The organism is Rhodococcus sp. NPDC059968 (assembly GCF_042738615.1).
Lineage (GTDB): Bacteria > Actinomycetota > Actinomycetes > Mycobacteriales > Mycobacteriaceae > Rhodococcus_F.
On the sequence record NZ_JBHWUE010000002.1, the window covers coordinates 119,969 to 138,743 of the forward strand.

An 18,775-nucleotide genomic window follows, 5' to 3' on the forward strand; every position below is an offset into this window, starting at 1 on the left:
CCCCTCGGCCGATGTCACATCCCTCTCGTCGAAGTGAGCCGCTGTCACATCGGGTGGAGGGTGCGGGACGGTTCGCGCCCAGCCCGTCCGGCGACCTGCACCTCGGCAACCTGCGGACGGCCGTGCTGGCGTGGCTGTTCGCCCGGTCCACCGGCCGGCGGTTCCTCATGCGCGTCGAAGACCTCGACCGCGTCCGCGAGGGCGCCCGGGGCCGGCAACTGGCCGACCTCGCGGAACTCGGCCTCGACTGGGACGGCGACGTCGTCTCGCAGTCGCACCGACTGCCGCGGTACGACGCGGCCATCGCCGAACTCCACGCCGCCGGCCTCACGTACGAGTGCTTCTGCACGAGAAGAGAAATCCTGAAAGCGGCGTCGGCGCCGCACGCACCGCAGGGTGCCTACCCGGGGACCTGCCGCAACCTGACGCCGGACGAACGCGCAGACCGGCTCGCAGGCGGACGACCACCCGCGCTGCGTCTGCGCGCCGGCGTCACCTCGTTCACCATCGACGACGTCCTGCACGGCAGCTATTCCGGCATGGTGGACGATCTCGTGCTGCGTCGCGGCGACGGAACACCCGCCTACAACCTCGCGGTGGTCGTCGACGACGCCGCCCAGGGAATCGATCAGGTGGTGCGCGGCGACGACCTGCTCTCGTCCGCGCCCCGCCAGGCCTACCTCGCCGGGCTGCTCGGGTTGACCGCCCCCACCTACGCGCACGTGGCCCTCGCACTCAACGAGGACGGCAAACGGCTCGCGAAACGCGACGGCGCCGTCACCCTCACCGACCAGAAAGCGTTGGGACGCAACCCGAGCGACGTCCTCGGGGTGCTGGCGACGTCACTCGGGCTCGCGGAACCGGGCGAGGTCGTCGATCTCGGGATACTCCTCGACCGGTTCGACCCGGCCCGCCTGCACCGCGAACCGTGGGTGGTCAGGCTCCCGACGCCGCCGCAATCACCATGATCACGAAAAACAGGATCCAGCCGACGACGTAGGCACCGCCGATGGCGATTCCGGCGATCGCGAGTCCCCGGCCCTCCTGCCCGGACTGCTTGATCTGGCCCAGCGCAATGATGCCGAGGATGATGCCGACGATGGAGCCGAGGCCGTAGAAACATCCACCGACGATCGACGTGATCAGCGACGCAATCGCGAGACCGTTCGTCCCCAGCGGCCGCGGGTAGGGCGCGCCGTACGGGTTCGGTGCGCCGTACTGCGGGGCGGGACCGCCGTACTGGCCCGGAGCCCCGTACAGGTTGGGGGCGCTGTACTGATTCGGGGCGGCATACGGGTTGGGCGTCCCGTACTGCTGGTTCGGAGCCCCGTACTGGTCGCCGCCGTACTGATTCTGATTGGGCGAGGCATACGGATTCGGAGAAGTCCCGTACGCGCCCGGCTGCTGATAGTCGGGGTACTTCTCGGTGGGCGCCGAATAGGTGGGGTAACCGGATTCGTCGACCCCGTATCCGTCCCGCGGCAAGCCGGGAACCTCGCCGTAAGTGGGTGGTGTTTGCCCGTCGTACGGATTCGAATCGTCCGATCCCCCAGAATTAGTCACGATAACCAGCGTAAAGCATCAAAACCGCAGGAGAAGAAGCAGACCAAAGGGAGGCGAGTAAAGGATTGTCCACGTAGTGTTTATTCGCACTGTCACGCGCGAGCATTCAACTCTTGCTGAGGGGATCACATGACGACTGGTGGATACGACCCTAACGACAAACCTGAAGGTGGTGACCAGGGCGGATACCCCCCGCAGGGCAATCCTCCACCGCCGCCCGGTGGTTATCCGCCGCCCCCGGGGAATTACCCGCCGCCGCCGCAGGGACCGCCGCCCGGCGGATATCCGCCACCGCCGCCCGGCGGAAACTACCCGCCCCCGCCCGGCGGAAACTATCCACCGCCCCCCGGTAATTACCCGCCGCCGCAAGGACCCCCGCCCGGCGGAAATTACCCGCCGCCGCAGGGCAATTACCCGCCGCCGCCGCAGGGACCGCCGCCCGGCGGTTATCCGCCGCCCCCGCCGATGTCGGGTTACGGCACGCCCGGGCAGACGCCGGGGCAGTTCTCCGTGGGCGATGCGATCGGCTACGGCTGGAACAAGTTCAAGGACAACGCGCTCATCTGGATCGGAATCCTGCTGATCGCTGCCATCATCCAGGTGGTGCTGAACCTCGTCTTCGGCGGCTTCAGCACGTCGTCCGACATGAGCGCGGCCTTCTCGGTGTGGCGCATCGTCGGCACGATCGTCACCACCATCGTCGGCTACCTGATCAATGCGGCTCTCGTGCGGGGCGCATTGCACGAGGTGGACGGGAACAAGCCGGCCTTCGGGTCGTTCTTCCAGTTCACCAACGTCGGGGCGATCATCATCGCCAGCGTGATCATCGGTGTGGCCACCACCATCGGTTTCGTCCTGCTCATCATCCCGGGTCTCATCGTGATCTTCCTGACCTGGTGGACGCTGCAGTTCGTCATCGATCAGAACGAGGACGCGATCACCGGCATCAAGTCGAGCTTCCGCGTGATCTCGCAGAACGTCGGCCCGGTGCTGCTGCTGGCCCTCGCTCTCGTCGGCATCAACATCGTCGGTGCAATCCTCTGCGGCGTCGGACTTCTCGTCTCGATCCCGATCACGATCATCGCGTCGACCTACGCGTACCGCGTGCTCACCGGCCGTTACGTCGCGGCCTGACCGCTCGCTCCCACGGGTGGGCGTGCTTCCTGTCTTCGAGGACGGAAAGTACGCTCACCCGTTTTGCTACTCCCGTCACTCGAGTCACTCCCACCCCTTGCGTAAGGTGCTCAGGCGTCATCCGAGACATTCAGGACTCGAGATTCGAGGGGGAACACATGACTACCGGTGGATTCGATCCAGGCCAGGGACAACAGCCGTTCGGCAGGCAGCAGTACGGGCAACCGCACAACAACGGGGCGGAGCAGCAGCAGTACGGACAGCAGTTCGGGGCACCGCCGCAGTTCGATTCGGCGCAGCAGTTCGGCACCCAGCCGTTCGCGCAGCCGGACTTCGGGTTCGACCCGTCCCGCCCCGGTGAACTTCTTCCCCGCCTCGGCGCGCGGGTGATCGACGGCCTGATCGTCGGCATCCCGATGGCCGTGGTCAGCACCGTCCTCGCGCTGGTGCTGGGCAACTTCCTGGGCAGCGTCCTCGGCGCGATCCTCACCGCGGCCGCCGCCGTCGGCTACTTCGTCTTCCTCGAAACGACGAAGGGGCAGACCCTGGGCAAGCAGATTCTGGGCCTGCGCGTCGAGGGGCCGAACGGCGGACTCCCCACCCAGCAGCAGTCGCTGACCAGGAACGGCTTCTACGTCCTGTCCGCACTCGGCGGGTTTCCGCTCCTCGGGTTCCTGTTCGGACTGCTCGGTGTCGTCGCCGCGATCGTCATCGGGGTGACCATCAACGGCAGCCCCACCAAGCAGGGCAAGCACGACGAACTGGCCGGCGGCACGCGCGTCGTCCAGGGCTAGTCCCGGGCTAGTCCGAACCACGTCCTACCGTGCGGGTGAACGTACCTTTCGTCGCGTCAGATCGGACAAAAGGTACGTTCACCCGTTCCTGATTCGCGCCCCTCCACCTGCAGGTGCTTGGATTGCTGCGTGACAGCCTCAGATCAGCAGACCAAACAAGACGACCACGCGTCGTTCGCGCACGTCAGCCGGGGGTATTACCCGACGTTCGTTGCCCTCTTCACCGCGACGCTGCTGATCTCGAATATCTGCGCGACGAAAGGCGTCGCATTCTTCGCCGACTCGTCGCTCACGCTCGGGCCGCTGCAGATCCTGCCGATCATCACCGACGGCGGCTTCTTCCTGTTCCCGCTGGCCTACATTCTCGGCGACGTGCTCAGCGAGGTGTACGGGTTCAAGTCGACGCGTCGCGCGATCTACCTGGGCTTCGGTGCCCTGATCCTGGCCGCGTTCTGCTTCTGGCTCCTCATCGAACTGCCGTCCGCCGACTTCTACGAGAACCAGGAAGCGCTGCGGTCCGTCGTCGGCGTCTACCCGCGACTGCTGCTCGCCGGGCTGGCCGGTTACTTCGTCGGGCAGATGCTGAACTCGGTGACGCTGGTCCTCATCAAGGAGCGCACCAAGGAGAAGCACCTGTGGGCGCGGCTCATCGGTTCCACCATCGTCGGTGAGTTCGCCGACACCCTGATCTTCTGCTCCATCGCCGCCGGCGCGATCGGCATCAGCACGTGGAGCGATTTCGTCAACTACGTGATCGTCGGCTTCCTGTGGAAGACCCTCGTGGAGGTACTGGTCATGCCGATCACGTACCGCGTCATCGCCTACGTGAAGAAGCGCGAACCCACCTACCAGCTCTGACCCCCACGTGAGTGGGAATGTGTGCCCGAGGACGCTTTCCCACTCACGTGCGGTAGAAGCGGCCCAGGGTGTCGGCTTTGAACTCGTCGAAGTAGCCACCTTCGATGCTGGCGCGGATCTGATCGACCAACCGGACGGTGAAGCGTTCGTTGTGAATCGTGCACAACGTCGACGCCAGCATCTCCTTCGCCTTGAACAAATGGTGAATGTAGGCGCTGGTGTAATTCGCGCAGGTGTAGCAATCGCAGTTCTCGTCGATGGGCGTGAAATCACGACGGAATCGGCTGGTGTTGATGTTGAACCGGCCGTCCGGGTGGTAGATCGCGGCGTTGCGCGCGACGCGTGACGGATTCACGCAGTCGAACGTGTCGGCGCCGTTCTCGATGGCCACGAAGAAGTCGTCCGGCTCGCTGATGCCGAGCATGTGCCGAGGCTTGTGCTCGGGCAATTCCTCGTTGCACCAGCGGACGATGGTGCCCAGGTTCTGCTTCTCGAGCGCCCCGCCGATGCCGTACCCGTCGAAGCCGCGGCCGCTCTCGCCCGTGATCGACTCCAGCCCCCGGCACGCCTGCCTCCGCAGGTCCTCGTACTGCGCGCCCTGCACCACCCCGAACAGTGCCTGATACGGGCGGTGGGAGCGCTCCACGGTGAGCTTCTCGTGCTCGGCGATGCAGCGCACCGCCCACGCCTGCGTCCGCTCCACCGACTGCTCCTGGTAGCCGCGGGTGTTCAGCAGTGTGGTGAGCTCGTCGAACGCGAACATGATGTCGGCGCCGAGCTGGTGCTGGATCTGCATCGACACCTCGGGAGTGAACCGGTGCCGCGACCCGTCCAGGTGCGATTTGAACGTGACGCCGTCGTCGTCGACGGTCGCGAGGCGTTCCTTACCCTTGGCGATGACGTCGTCGGAGCGCACCCCGACGGCTTCCATCGCGAGGACCTTCTTGAACCCGACGCCCAGCGACATGACCTGGAATCCGCCGCTGTCGGTGAACGTCGGGCCGTCCCAGTTCATGAACTTGCCCAGACCCCCGGCCTCGTCGACGATGTCCGGCCCGGGCTGCAGGTACAGGTGGTACGCGTTGGCGAGCAGCGACTGCGCGCCCAGCTCCGTCATGCTCTCCGGCAGCACCGCCTTGACGGTGGCCTTGGTGCCGACGGCCACGAACGACGGCGTCGCGATGTCGCCGTGCGGGGTGTGAATGGTTCCGGTCCGGCCCAGCTGTCCCTCGAGTCGGGTACCGACGGTGAAGAACGGATCGGGCGGGGTCGGGACTACGGCATTCACGGATGTATCCAATCACGGGCGACATTTCCGACGACACATCACTACTTCGTTCGAAAATGGGTACAGAGAGTGTGACGATCCCATCCCTTCGACCGGAGGAACCGCCATGAGCGAGGAGAAGGCCGGCCATCGGATCGACAGGCGAACGTTTCTCTCGGGTGCGGCGGTCGCCGGCGGGGTGACCGTGATGTCGGGCCTCTTCGACCGTCGGGCGGATGCGTCGGAGCTACCGCTGCGCCGCCAGCCGAATAATTACGTGCAGCCCAACATCGTGTTCATCGTCGTCGACGAGATGCGGTTTCCCCAGGTATTTCCGGCCGGGATCAGCACTGCGGACCAGTTCCTGCAGCGGTTCATGCCCAACCTCTACAAGCTGTGGGCGCCGGGGGTGAAGTTCACGCAGCACTACTCGGCCGGGGTGGCGTGCAGCCCCGGCCGTGCGTGTTTCGTCACCGGGTTGTATCCGCTGCAGAACTGGATGTTGCAGACGCGGACCGGCAATCGGGCGTCCCCCGTCCCGTCGCCCGCGATGGGGAGGGAGTTCCCGACGTACGGCAAGCTGCTGCGGCAGGCGGGCTACGTCACGCCGTACGTCGGCAAGTGGCATCTGTCGCCGTCGCCCGACGAGGACTCGGGGCTCGCCCCCGGCTACCTCGAGGAGTACGGGTTCGACGGACTGACCATGCCCGACATCATCGGATTGAACGGTGAGGGATTCGAATTCGACGGGCACATCGCCCACCAGGCCGCGGCGTGGTTGTCGACGCGTAAACCCGGGGACGGCCCGTTCTGCCTCACGGCGAGCTTCGTCAATCCCCACGACCAGCAGTTCTTCTGGGCCGGAACGGAAGCGGAACGGTATCAGTCGCTGTACGCGAACAACGTTCCCCCGCTCAGCCCCGCCCGGGCCTGGTCGGTGACCACCGCCGAGAGCGACCCTCCACGGCTGGGTTATCCGTCCGTGCCCCCCAACTGGGAACCCGAGAAGGCGCTGCAGTCGAAACCGAGCACCCAGGTGTTCGCGCGGGAGTTCCAGGCCCTGGTGTGGGGCGGCGTCACCGACGACGTCCAGAATCTGTCGAACTACTACCTCCAGCCCTACGGTCAGGGCACCGATCCCGACCGTCACATCGCGTTCGCGCCGTACACGTACTGGGAGCGGGCCCTGGACAGTTACACCAACGTGCTGTCGATGGTCGATCACCACATCGGCACGGTGATCAACTCGCTACCGGAAGACGTCGCGGCGAACACAGTCTTCGTCATGACGTCCGATCACGGCGAATACGCCGGGGCGCACGGCTTCGTCGCCGGCAAGCTGTCCACCGCCTACGACGAGGCGTTCCACATCCCGCTGATCGTCGCCGACCCGACCGGGCGATTCACCGGCGACACCGACACCCCACGCGGCCAGTTCACGTCGAGCGTCGACGTGGTGCCGCTGCTCGCGACGCTCGGGCACGGCGACCGGAACTGGATGTCCGGAGACCTGTTCGCCACGTACGCCGAACGCATCGACCTCATGCCGTTGCTGCGGAGCAACGCCGCGGCCGGCCGCGACCACGTCGTCCTCGCCACCAACGAGCACGCACCGCAGGGGATCAACTGGAACAACTCCCCCACCCACATCTACGTGTTGCGCACCCCCGAGGCGAAGGTCGCGGTGTATTCGAAGTGGTTGGGGCCCACCGCCTACGTCGACCCGGCGTCGTTCCAGTACGAGTTCTACGACTACGCCACCGAACGCGGTCGGGCGGAACTCGACAACACCTTCGATCACGACCCGCGCGGTCCGGCCATGGCCGCCCAGCTGATGACCCAGTACCTGCCGACTCAGCTCGCCGCGCCGCTACCCCCGGCGTTCGCTCAGCAGGGTGCCGACGCGATGGCCCGGTACCTCGCCTACATCCAGCTGATCAACCGGTACACGCCCGGCGAGATCGACCGCGAGGGTATCGACAAGCTGACCGCGTTCGGGGAGGTGTTCTGACGGCCATGGCCGAGAGAGTCGTTGCCGCCGTACTGGTTCTGCTGCTGTGGTCCGGTGGGGCCTCCCTCGCGTCCGCGGCGCCCCCTCCGACGGCGCAGTGCGCATGGCAGTTCATGTCCAACTCGACCGTGCTCGACGTCGCCTTCCCCGACGCCAACGCGACGTACTGGGTTCTGCCCTACGCGTTGGGGCCCGGCGACACCATCGAACTGAGCGGCACCTACCCGGCCGCCCGCTACTTCTCCCTCAACACGTACGGGACGAACTTCGACACCGTCGACACGTTGCGCGACAACCAGATCGGACCCGACCCCGGCAGCGGAAACCCGTTCGCCGACGCCGCCGCCGGTGCCCTGCCCGCAACCCAGAAGCGCTGGCACGCGACGGTCGTGACCGGTCCGGCCGATCACTCGCGCAACCAGATTCAGGCCCTGCCCGACGGCACGGATGCGCAGTCGGTACCCGTCGGCTTCCTCATCATCCGGGTGTACGTGCCCGACGACCCGGCATCGCCGACCGGCGGCGTTCCGCTACCCGACGTGACGCTGACGTTCGGGGGCCGGACGGCGCCGGTGCCGACGTGCGGATCCGAATTCGATCCCTCCGCCTACGACAACGGCCCACTCGGACAGGTCGCGGAGGCCGGTTTCGACCAGATCATCGCCGGCGCCGCGTCCGGCGCGTTCCCCGGCAACGTGCCCGAGGCGACGTTCGTGAACCCCGCGAGCACGTCGGGCCTGTTTCCCAACGGCGACAACAAGTATGTCGGGGCGGGGCTGACGTATCGGCCCGGACGCATCGTCGTCGTGCAGGGCCGGGCGCCGACGTTCCCCGACACCCGTGCCGGCCAACCCGTCACGGCACCCGGCCGGCAGGTGCGGTACTGGTCGATGTGCCAGAACGATCAGGTGACGCCGTACCCGGTCGTCGCGTGCGCCGCCGACTTCCAGACACGCACAGACGGCGACGGCAACTACACGTACGTCGTCGCCGCACCGCAGGACGTCCCCGCCCGCGCCGCGTCCGACCCGACCGTCACCGTGATCCCCTGGGGTTCCACCGACGTCGCGAAGAAGGTGCTGTTCCTGCGGTACATGCTGCCGTCCGACGCCTTCTACCCACAGTCGGTGCAGGCGTCGCAGAGCAATCACACCGACCCCGCCACCACGATGGGTCCGTACTATCCGCGCTCCGCCTACTGCGACACCGCCACGTTCCAAGCCGGGGGAAGCACTGCGTGCCTGTGAGTACTTCTTAACCACGGGCGGTTAATAAGTACTCACAGGCGGTTGCGCAGATCGAGGGCGACATCGGTGATCATGTCTTCCTGTCCGCCGACGAGGCCTCGCGTGCCCACCTCGACGAGGATGTCTCGGGTATCGAGACCGTAGGTCGCCGCGGCATTCTCGGCGTGCCTGAGGAAACTCGAGTAAACCCCTGCATACCCGAGGGTCAACGTTTCCCGGTCCACCTGCACCGGCCGGTCCTGCAGGGGCCGGACCAGGTCGTCGGCCGCGTCCTGCAGCGAGAACAGGTCGCACGAGTGCTTCCAACCGGACAGGTCCGCCACCGCCACGAAAGGCTCGATCGGACAGTTGCCGGCCCCGGCACCATGCCCGGCCAGGGACGCATCGACGCGGATCGCACCTTCCTCGACCGCGACGACGGAATTCGCGACGGACAGCGAGAGGTTCTGGTGTGCGTGGATCCCTATCTGAGTACTCGGCTCGAGGATGTCCCGGTAGGCACGGACTCGATCCCGAACGCTGCCCATCGTCAGCCGGCCACCGGAGTCGGTCACATACACGCACTGTGCGCCGTAGGACTCCATCAACCGGGCCTGTGCCGCAAGTTCCTGCGGTGATGCCATGTGGGACATCATCAAGAACCCGGACACGTCCATGCCCAGTTCGCGTGCGGTCGCGATGTGCTGGGCGGAGACGTCCGCCTCGGTGCAGTGCGTGGCCACTCGAACGGATGCGACCCCGATGTCGCGCGCCCGCCTCAGGTCGTCGATCGTGCCGATGCCGGGGAGCAGGAGTGTGGTCAGTTTCGCCGACTTCAGCACGGACGCCGCTGCTTCGAGCCATTCCCAGTCGGTGTGCGAGCCCGGACCGTAGGTAAGCGAATGCCCGGCCAGTCCGTCTCCGTGCGATACCTCGATCGCATCGACGCCCGCCCCATCGAGAGCACCGGCAATCGCCGCAATGTTCGCGGGAGTGATCCGGTGCCGGATCGCATGCATCCCGTCTCGCAGGGTCACGTCCTGGATGTAGAGAGCCGCCCCCTCGGTGACGTACTCGCGCGTCTCGACGGTCACGAAACCACCTTTTCTTTCGTCTGAGCTGCGATCTCTCGGGCCACACCGAGCGCCGCCGAGGTCATGATGTCCAGGTTGCCCGCGTACGCGGGAAGATAGTGCGCGGCGCCCTCGACTTCGAGGAATACCGAGACCTTCCACAGCGGACCGACGTGATCGGTCAGAGTGAGCGTCGACTCGGTGACCGCGGTGAACTGAACCTGCTGCTTGAGCCGATACCCCGGAACATACGCGGCCACCTTCGCCACCATCGATTCGATCGAGGCCACGATCTCGGTCTTCCTGTCCTCCCCGACCAACGCCAGGACGGTGTCCCGCATGATCAGGGGCGGCTCGTCCGGATTCAGCACGATGATCGCCTTACCGCGCGCGGCACCGCCGACCTTCACGATCGCCTCCGACGTGGTCTCGGTGAACTCGTCGATGTTCGCCCGGGTTCCCGGTCCTGCCGACTTGGATGCGATCGACGCCACGACCTCGGCCCAGTACACCGGCGTAATCTGCGAAATGGCCGCAACGATCGGGATGGTTGCCTGACCGCCGCAGGTGACCATGTTGACGTTCGGCGCCTCGAGGTGCTCGTCGAGGTTCACCGACGGCACCACGTACGGTCCGATCGCCGCGGGCGTGAGGTCGATCAGGCGTTTTCCGAAGGGACGCAGCATTTTCTCGTTGAACTCGTGCGCCTTCGCGGACGTGGCGTCGAAGACGATCTCGATCTCGTCGAACCGTGGGTGGTCGATCAGCCCCTGCACACCCGTGGAGATTGCGCCGACCCCCAGACGCGCCGCGCGCGCGAGCCCGTCCGAGGTCGGGTCGATTCCGACGAGCGCGAGAACCTCGAGTTCACCTTCGGCCAGCCGTTTGATCTTGATCAGCAGATCGGTGCCGATGTTGCCCGGACCGATGATCGCCACTTTCGTGCTCACAGTGATGCTCCAGACGTGAAAGAGATGGACACACAGCCGATACCGCTGATCGTCGCCGTGTAGGTGACGCCGGGTGCGACGGGCACCATCGGTCCGAGTGCGCCGGACAGCACCACCTCACCGGCACGGAGGGGCGAGCCGAGCTCGCGGGACGTGTTCGCCAACCACGCCAACGCCGCCCACGGCGAGCCGAGACAGTCGGAACCCCTACCGTGCGAGACGACGGTGTCGTTCGCGGCCATCGACATCGCAATCGCGGTCAGGTCCGGCAACTCGGATGCGGCAACCCGATCTCCCAGTACGTACAGTCCCGAGGACGCGTTGTCGGCGATGGTGTCGCCGAGGGTGATGTCCCACGCCGCAACACGTGAATCCACGATCTCGAGGGCGGCCACACCACACTCCACATACGTACGTACGGTGACTGCGTCCACCTCCACATCGACGTTCGCACTCAGGACGAACGCGATCTCGGCCTCGACCTTCGGCTGCAGCAGCCGGCTCACATCGACCGGTTCCGCCACCGGGCAGTTCATATCCGAGAACAAGACCCCGAAGTCGGGCTGATCCACTCCCAGTTGCGCCTGAACCGCGGGCGACGTCAATCCGATCTTGCGGCCGACGGGCGTTCGGCCGCCTGCCACGAAGTCCGCGACGATGCGTGACTGCACCGCATACGCTGCCGCGATATCCGAGCGGCCGATCAGGTCTCGCACCGGCGCACACGGCACACCGTCACGCTGTGCGGTCGACAACCGCGCCGCAGCCTCCGCGATATGCCCGAACTCCACCGTCGATGGGCTGGTCATCGATTCGCGCCTCCGTCAGATTTGGTCCCGCGCCTCTACCGCTCGGGAGATAGTGGCAACGTGCCCCAGCCGGACTGCCCGGTCAACGCACTCGGTCCGCTCAGCTGACCGGTCACGCGGCGCGGACACTCACCGGATCTGTCCCTCGGTTTACTCACCGAACCTCATTCGTGTTGCAGACCGACGGATGAGTCGATACTGACTCCTCAACGAAACTGTTCGACCGTCACTTCTACACATCGAGGTATGCACCTGATGCCAGAGCCATCGAGACTCACCTCCGCCTTCCTACGACCCGCGGTGTCGGATGGAATCGCGACCATCACCATCGACCGCCCGCCGGCCAACGCTTTCAACCCCGCGCTGATCGCGGAATTCCTGCAGGTGCTTCCGCCGCTCGCCGACGACCCGGACGTTCGGTGCATCGTCCTCCGAGGCACGGGCCGGTTCTTCGTCGCCGGCGCGGACATCGCCGTCATGCGCGATCTCACCGAGGCCACCCAACGCGCGATGCGCCCATGGGTCGACGTCCAGCGTTTGCTCGAGACCGCCCCGAAGCCCGTCGTCGCAGCCCTGAACGGTCATGCCCTCGGCGGCGGTGCCGAACTGGCTCTGGCCTGCGACATGCGGGTGATGACGGAATCCGCGACCATCGGCTTTCCCGAGATATCGCTCGGTTTGTTCCCGGGCGCGGGTGGCAGTCAGAGACTGCCACGGCTGCTGGGTGCGCACCGGGCGAAACTGCTGATGATCGAAGGTACTCGGCTCACATCCGCCGAGGCATTGCGCATCGGACTGGTGGACCGGGTTGTCCCCGACGCGGAATTCGACGAGCACATCCGCTCGACCGCACACTCGCTCGCGAACAAGCCGACCCGGACGATCGGCCTGCTCAAGCGCGTCGTCGAGGAGGGCCGGACGTTGCCCCTCGACCAGGCGCTGGACGTCGAATTCTCCGCCGTGCTCGAGCTCATCGCCACCGCTGACACCGCCGAGGGACTACAGGCTTTCCTCGACAAACGGGCGCCCACCTTCACCGGGCGCTGACACTAACACCGTGACACACCATGTTCTGAAGGGAACCGCATGAAGACCAATTTCTGGCGACGCGGGGTAGCGGCCGTGGCGGCGCTCGCCGCCGTCGCCGTCGCCACCACGGCGTGTACCCGTCCCGCCACGACGGCGGCCACCACCGCGGGCGACCTGGTGCGTATCTCGGTGGGTGTCGACCCGTCCTATGCACCGATCTTCCTTGCCGACCGCGAAGGGATGTTCGAAGCAGCGGGCCTCGATGTACAGGTCATCCAGACCGAGGGTGGCGCTGCCGGTGCACAGAACGTCGTCGCCGGCATGTCTGAACTGTCCGGAAACGCGAACTCGACTGCGCTCACCGTCATGGCCGGCAATCCCGGGCTGCGTGCGCTGGGTGTGTACGAGGAGTCCGATCGATACTTCCAGGTCGTTCTCCGCGACGGCGTCACGCCCGACTCGATCAAGACCATGGGGGTCTTCCCCGGCATCGGGCTGTACTTCACCGACCGGTATCTACGGAGTCTGGGACTCGATCCCGCCGGGGTCAACCTCGTGACGACGAGTCCGCCCGAACAGCCCGCGCTTCTCGCGCGCGGCGACATCGACGGGTTCATCTCGTTCGATCCCTGGGTCACGCAAGCCGTCGACTCGGGAAGTCACGTCGCCGGGACGACGGGCGACTTCGGGGCCAAGTACTCGCAATGGCTGATCGCGTCGGACAGCTGGCTGAGCACCCACGAGGAACTCGCCGGCCGCGTGTTCCGCGTGATAGCGCAGGCCGCAGACATCGTCGACGCAGATCCTGACCGGGCCGCGAAGGCGGTAGCCGAAGCAATCCAGATGGATCCGGCCGAAGTGCGTAACCAGGTCACCCAGATCGACTTCCGCGGACGCGATTTCACTCCCGACGACATCGAGCAGGCACGGCAACTGGTCGACTTCTTCCGCGCTCAGGGGAAGATCCCGGGTGACATAGATCCGCAGGAAGTCCTGCTGAGCGGCTGGTTCGACCAGAACACGCAGTAGCTGCGCCGACCACTCTGCTGACCGGACCGGTACGGGTCCGGTCAGCAGAACAGAATGATGCCCCTCCGCTCGGCCTGGTCATAGTGTCTATCCCACGCTCCCGGACGGAGGGCACGCATACCAGTACGGAATGGAGCAACCGTGGTCGAATCCGCTATTCGCGTCGTGGAACTGTCGAGCCCGTTCGCCCGGTTCGCGGGCCGGGTCCTCGTGGGGCTCGGGTACGAGGTCATTCTCGTCGAGCCGCCGGAGGGCGATCCGACGCGCCGCGAACTCGACGGATACGCCTTCGCCCATTGGCATGGAGGCAAACGCTCGGTCGTGCTCGACCTGTCTACCGACGCCGATCGCGGCGTACTCGACGAACTGATCGCGGGGGCGGACATTCTCCTCGACGGCAGCACTGTCGGTTCGGAACCATCTGTTTCCCAACATGATTCACTCGTCCACGTGCGGGTCACACCGTTCGGCATCACCGGCCCGCGGAGGACCTGGGCGGCAACGAACCTCACGGTAGCGGCATCGGGCGGGATGATGGCGCAGGTCGGCGAGCCCGACGGTCCCCCACTCTCGCTGCCCGAGGGCCAAGCCGAGCAACTCGCCGGCGTCAACGCGGCGATCGGCGCCCTGCTCGGCCTGCGGGCCAGGCGGTTCGGCCCCGCGCCGTTCATCGACATATCGGCCCAGGAATGCGTGGCGGCAAGCCTCGAGGCGGCGACGCTCGCGTACGTGCACGAAGACCGCATTCCCGGTCGGCCGGGCCGCGTGCACCCGCTGGTCCCGCACGGATTGTTCCGCGCCGCCGACGGGTTTCTCGGGGGTGGACTCGGCGGCAGTCCCCGAATGTGGGATGCCACCCTGCAGTGGCTGATCGAGGAAGGCGTCCAGGACGACCTGGATCACCCCCGCTGGAGCGACCCCGTCGAACGGAAAACCCACCAGGATCACCTCTTCGAGGTTCTGCAGCGATTTCTGTCGAAATGGCCGAAGGAGGAGTTCGCCGTCCGCGCGCAGGACCGCAAACTTCCGTGGGCCGCGGTGGACGGCCCCGCCGAACTGCTGATCAACCCCCAATTGAACGATCGTGACTTCTTCCTCGACGTAGTGTCCGACGACGGGGTGACCCGCGATCTCGGATTCGGATTCGCGTTCCCCGAGGGTCGGCGGGTCCGTGAGCTCGTCGTCCCGGGACTCGGCTCAGACCAGTCGCTGGCGACCGAATCTCGCACTCCCGCAGTACCACCCACAGAAGGGACGCAACCAGGGAGGCGCAGCCTCGACGGGATCCGAGTGCTCGACCTGACCTGGGTTCTCGCCGGTCCCTACTGCACCCGGATCCTCGCCGACCACGGTGCCGAGGTCATCAAGGTCGAATCGTCGGGGCGGCCCGACCCGACCAGGTTCGCACCCGCCATGCACCTGTCCCGCGGTCCGCACGACGATCCCGATACCAGTGGCTACTTCAACGACGTCAACCGCAACAAACGCAGCATCACCCTCAATACCCGCTCACCCGAAGGCCTCGCGGTGCTCGCCGACCTGATCGCCGAGAGCGATCTCGTGATCGAGAACTTCAGCTCCTCCGTGATGGAGAAGATGGGGCTCGGATACGAGCGGCTCCGCGAACTGCGTCCCGATATCGTGTACGTCTCGATGTCCGGCATGGGCCACACGGGTCCGCGCAGCAGCTGGGTGTCGTACGCGGACATCGTATCCGCCAGTACGGGACTGACGGCATTGACAGGATGGGGCTCCGAAGACGTCGTCGGCGTCATCTACGGTCACGGCGACATCGTGGCCGGGTTGCAGGCTGCGACCGCGACCCTGGCCGCCCTCGAGCACCGGGATCACACCGGCCGAGGGCAGCACGTCGACCTGTCGCAGCTCGAGGCGATGGCCGCACACATGGGGACCAGCGTCATCCAGTCGACCGGCACGGGCCGGCTGCCGGAACCGAACGGAAACGCTCACGCCGAGTATGCGCCCCATGGGGTGTTCCGCTGTCTGGGCCCGGACCGCTGGACGGCAATCGCCGTGCGGGACGAGTCCGACTGGCGCTCACTGTGCGAGTTGATCGAACGCCCGGAATGGTCGGATGCCGAGGGCTTTCGTACGGCCGGGCAACGCCGGGTGCGGAACCCGGAGATCGCGGCGGCCGTCACGGCGTGGACCAGGACGCTGCCCGCGGAGGCAGTCACCGAGATGCTGCAGCGCGCGGGCGTGCCCGCGGGCACCGTGCAGGACGGCAGGGACCTGGTCGAGGCTGATGCTCATCTGCGCGACCGCGGCTTCTTCGTACGACGGACACACCCCCGCGCGGGCGCCTTTCTGCACGAGGGGGTACCTGTCCGCCTCGATCGCGCGGCCGGCGAAGTACGCAGTGCCGCACCCCTTCTGGGTGCCGATACCGACGCGGTTCTCGGCGGCGTACTGCGGTACTCGAACGACAAGATCGCCGACTTGCGTGCGAACGCAATTCTCTGCTGAAACCCGCACATTCATCCGAAGGAGACATATGCGCGCCGCGCGGCTACACAATTTCGGTCAGGCCCCTGTCATCGACGAAATCGACACCCCCACCCGGGAGACGGGGCAGACGCTGGTCCGCATCGATGCGGCGGCGCTCGGCCACCTCGATATGACCGTCGCGAGCGGGAAGTTCAACGTCAAGCCCCCGCTGCCCCACATCGGCGGCACCGACGGTGCTGCAACGGTGGTCGAATCGGACACGTTCGCACCCGGAACCAGGGTGCTCGTGCGTGGTGGCGGCATCGGCCTGTTCAAGAACGGATGCTGGGCCGAGTACCTCGTCGCAGCAGACAAGGTTTTCACGCCCTTCGATTCCGGTCTCGCGCCGGAGATGGCCGCGACGTTCTTCCTGCCGAGCACCACCGGATACGTCGCCGTGAACGATGTCGCGAAGGTCTGCGCCGGGGAACGGGTGATGGTGTCCGGCGCGTCGGGTGCGGTCGGGTCGATGGCCGCCCAGTTCGCTCAGCTCGCCGGCGCCGCCGAGGTGATCGGAATCGTGCCCCGGCCCGATCAGGTGGATCTGCTTCCCGCCGGTGTGCGGCCGGTCGTCGGTCGCGGTGCCGAGTTGGCGAAGGCGCTCGGCGACGAACCCGTCGCCGAAGTGTTGATCGACACCCTCGCGGGTGACTCCCTCCCGCCGCTCCTCGAGCGCGTCACGCCCGGCGGTCGGGCTGCGCTCATCGGATACACGCTGGGAACCGAACTCACTCTCGACCTCCCCAATTGGCTGCTCAGCGACGTACAGCTTCTGCCGGTGAACATGATGCGCAAGGGAGCACGGCAGGCGGAGCTCGCCCCAGAATTGATCGGCCGACTCGTGGCGGGCGAATTGCAGCTCGCGGTGCAGCAATTCGCACTCGACGACATTGCCGACGCCCTGCAGTCGATGCGTGAGGGCAAAGTGGCCGGGCGCGCCGTAGTCGTACCCTGACGTCATGCCCGTAGAGAAAGTGGAGCCGCACCTCCCCGAGGCGATGACCATCCCGGCACTGCTGATCGCCAGGGCCGAGGTCTTCGGCGATCATGTTGCACTCCGCGCCGGAGACGTCCAGGTCACCTACCGCGAACTCGTCGGCAGGGCAGCGTCGATGGCCGCTTCTCTCTTCCGGCACGGCGTTCGCAGCGGCGACCGGGTCGCCGCGATGTCGGCCAACCGTATCGAAATCATCGATCTGCTCCTCGGCTGCAGTTGGCTGGGCGCCACAGCGGTGCCGCTCAACATCGCGTTGCGTGGCGACGGACTGAAGCACGTGCTCGACGAGTCCGGCGCGGGGCGGTTGTTGGTCGAGCCGGAGTTTCTCGAACGAGTGGATTCGGCAGGATTCGCGGGCGAGCGCTGGGTCCTCGGATCCGCGGCGGCTCCGCACGCCGACCCCGGAGCCGCGCATCCACTGTGTGGCCCGGCACCCGTCGGCGCACTCGATATCGCCGCCGTACTCTTCACCTCGGGCACCACCGGGATGCCCAAAGGTGTGCGGTGCCCGCACGCCCAGTTCCTCTGGTGGGGCGAGGGCGTCGGCCGGTCGCTCGATCTCGGAACCGAGGATGTTCTCTACAACTGTCTTCCCCTCTTCCACACCAACGCCATCAATGCTTTGTTCGCGGCGCTCGTATGGGGCGGCACTTTTGTCATGGGCGAAAGGTTCTCGGTGAGTCGGCACTGGACACAGGTCGAGGAGTGCGGTGCGACGGTGATCTATCTCCTCGGCGCGATGGTGGCCATGCTGATGAACCAACCGCCGTCAGCGGCGGATCGTGCGCACCGCGTGACGCGTTCGCTGTCTCCCGCGACGCCCGCGCACCTGTGTGAGCCGTTCCGGGAGCGCTTCGGAATCGAACTCGTCGACGGCTTCGGGTCGACCGAAACCAACCTCGTCCTGGGGACGCTTCCGGGCAGGCGGCGGCCCGGATACCTCGGCAGGGTGATGGACGGATACGAGGCCACCGTCGTCGCCAACGGCGTGGTGGTACCTGACGGGGCCCCCGGGGAGCTGGTAGTTCGCAGTCTGCGGAACGGCGGATTCGCCGACGGATACCTGGGAGATCCCACCCCACCCGCAGGCTCCTGGGTGCGCACGGGTGACCGCGTGATCCGTGAACCGGACGGCTGGTTCCGGTTCGTGGACCGTATCAAGGACGTCATCCGACGCCGCGGCGAGAATGTGTCGGCGACCGAGGTCGAGTCGGTACTGTCGCAGCATCCCGGTGTCTCGCAGGTGGCCGTGTTCCCCGTGCCGTCCGCGCTCGCCGAGGACGAGGTGATGGCGGCGGTGGTGCCGTGCGAGGGAATCACCCTCGAGCCCGCGGACCTGTTGCGCTTCGCCGAGGCACACCTTGCCTACTTCGCACTCCCCCGGTACATCGACCTCGTGGATTCGCTCCCGCTCACCGAGACCGGCAAGGTGCGCAAACCGGAACTCCGTTCCCGGGGCGTCTGCGAGGACACCTGGGACGCCGAACGGCAGGGGTATCAGCCGCTCAGAGACCGCTGAGTTCGCCG

Annotated in this window: 16 protein-coding genes; 11 read left to right on the forward strand and 5 right to left on the reverse strand. The window is 66.4% G+C overall.

Going from position 1 to position 18,775, the window contains the following annotated elements:
• Positions 1-11: 11 nt before the first annotated feature.
• The gene (gene gluQRS, locus ACFWAY_RS03105; RefSeq protein ID WP_378509782.1) at positions 12-968 is read left to right on the forward strand and encodes a tRNA glutamyl-Q(34) synthetase GluQRS; all 957 of its coding nucleotides are present in this window, start codon (positions 12-14) and stop codon (positions 966-968) included.
• On the opposite strand, the gene ACFWAY_RS03110 is transcribed toward gluQRS, so the two are convergent.
• Positions 937-1,485 (reverse strand): DUF4190 domain-containing protein, encoded by a 549-nt coding sequence (locus ACFWAY_RS03110; RefSeq protein ID WP_378509866.1) that lies wholly within the window; start codon positions 1,483-1,485, stop codon positions 937-939. The genes gluQRS and ACFWAY_RS03110 overlap by 32 nt on opposite strands.
• 207 nt (positions 1,486-1,692) lie before the next feature.
• Here ACFWAY_RS03110 and ACFWAY_RS03115 point away from each other — a divergent pair, with 207 nt between their 5' ends.
• From ACFWAY_RS03115 to ACFWAY_RS03125, 3 genes are all read left to right on the forward strand, one after another.
• Complete coding sequence (locus ACFWAY_RS03115) at positions 1,693-2,697, forward strand: hypothetical protein (RefSeq protein WP_378450744.1); 1,005 nt, start codon at positions 1,693-1,695, stop codon at positions 2,695-2,697.
• A 158-nt stretch (positions 2,698-2,855) separates the two neighbouring features.
• Complete coding sequence (locus ACFWAY_RS03120; RefSeq protein ID WP_378450745.1) at positions 2,856-3,491, forward strand: RDD family protein; 636 nt, start codon at positions 2,856-2,858, stop codon at positions 3,489-3,491.
• Positions 3,492-3,620: 129 nt separating this feature from the next.
• On the forward strand, positions 3,621-4,349 hold the full coding sequence (locus ACFWAY_RS03125) for a queuosine precursor transporter (protein WP_378450746.1): 729 nt from the start codon (positions 3,621-3,623) through the stop codon (positions 4,347-4,349).
• A gap of 43 nt (positions 4,350-4,392) precedes the next feature.
• On the opposite strand, the gene tgt is transcribed toward ACFWAY_RS03125, so the two are convergent.
• Entirely contained in the window at positions 4,393-5,637 is a 1,245-nt protein-coding gene (gene tgt / locus ACFWAY_RS03130) for a tRNA guanosine(34) transglycosylase Tgt (RefSeq protein ID WP_378509783.1), read from the reverse strand.
• Positions 5,638-5,743: 106 nt separating this feature from the next.
• On the opposite strand from tgt, the gene ACFWAY_RS03135 reads away from it, so the two are divergent.
• Entirely contained in the window at positions 5,744-7,627 is a 1,884-nt protein-coding gene (locus ACFWAY_RS03135) for a sulfatase-like hydrolase/transferase (protein WP_378509784.1), read from the forward strand.
• A gap of 5 nt (positions 7,628-7,632) precedes the next feature.
• Positions 7,633-8,874: a hypothetical protein gene (locus tag ACFWAY_RS03140; protein ID WP_378509785.1), complete on the forward strand. Its 1,242-nt coding sequence runs from the start codon at positions 7,633-7,635 to the stop codon at positions 8,872-8,874.
• A 32-nt stretch (positions 8,875-8,906) separates the two neighbouring features.
• Here the strand turns inward: ACFWAY_RS03140 and dmpG are convergent, their stop codons facing one another.
• Genes dmpG through ACFWAY_RS03155 form a run of 3 tightly spaced genes read right to left on the reverse strand, consistent with a single transcriptional unit; the run spans position 8,907 to position 11,685 of the window.
• A complete protein-coding gene (gene dmpG / locus ACFWAY_RS03145) occupies positions 8,907-9,947 on the reverse strand; it encodes a 4-hydroxy-2-oxovalerate aldolase (protein WP_378509786.1) in 1,041 nt (346 codons plus the stop codon).
• On the reverse strand, positions 9,944-10,876 hold the full coding sequence (locus ACFWAY_RS03150) for an acetaldehyde dehydrogenase (acetylating) (RefSeq protein WP_378509787.1): 933 nt from the start codon (positions 10,874-10,876) through the stop codon (positions 9,944-9,946). Before ACFWAY_RS03150 ends, dmpG begins: the two co-directional genes overlap by 4 nt.
• Positions 10,873-11,685, reverse strand: coding sequence for a 2-keto-4-pentenoate hydratase (locus ACFWAY_RS03155; protein ID WP_378509788.1), 813 nt, complete (start codon positions 11,683-11,685; stop codon positions 10,873-10,875). Before ACFWAY_RS03155 ends, ACFWAY_RS03150 begins: the two co-directional genes overlap by 4 nt.
• 255 nt (positions 11,686-11,940) lie before the next feature.
• Between ACFWAY_RS03155 and ACFWAY_RS03160 the strand changes: the two genes are divergently transcribed.
• The 5 genes from ACFWAY_RS03160 to ACFWAY_RS03180 all read left to right on the forward strand — a co-directional run bounded on the left by ACFWAY_RS03160 (position 11,941) and on the right by ACFWAY_RS03180 (position 18,767).
• Positions 11,941-12,732: an enoyl-CoA hydratase/isomerase family protein gene (locus ACFWAY_RS03160; RefSeq protein WP_378450753.1), complete on the forward strand. Its 792-nt coding sequence runs from the start codon at positions 11,941-11,943 to the stop codon at positions 12,730-12,732.
• Between the two features lie 39 nt (positions 12,733-12,771).
• Positions 12,772-13,743 (forward strand): ABC transporter substrate-binding protein, encoded by a 972-nt coding sequence (locus tag ACFWAY_RS03165; protein WP_378509789.1) that lies wholly within the window; start codon positions 12,772-12,774, stop codon positions 13,741-13,743.
• A gap of 141 nt (positions 13,744-13,884) precedes the next feature.
• Entirely contained in the window at positions 13,885-16,230 is a 2,346-nt protein-coding gene (locus tag ACFWAY_RS03170) for a CoA transferase (protein ID WP_378509790.1), read from the forward strand.
• Between the two features lie 28 nt (positions 16,231-16,258).
• Positions 16,259-17,206, forward strand: a complete 948-nt coding sequence (locus ACFWAY_RS03175) for a zinc-binding alcohol dehydrogenase family protein (protein ID WP_378450756.1) — start codon at positions 16,259-16,261, stop codon at positions 17,204-17,206.
• A gap of 4 nt (positions 17,207-17,210) precedes the next feature.
• Positions 17,211-18,767 carry an AMP-binding protein gene (locus ACFWAY_RS03180; RefSeq protein WP_378509791.1) on the forward strand — a complete coding sequence of 519 codons (1,557 nt, stop codon included), beginning with the start codon at positions 17,211-17,213 and terminating at the stop codon, positions 18,765-18,767.
• Positions 18,768-18,775 lie beyond the last annotated feature (8 nt).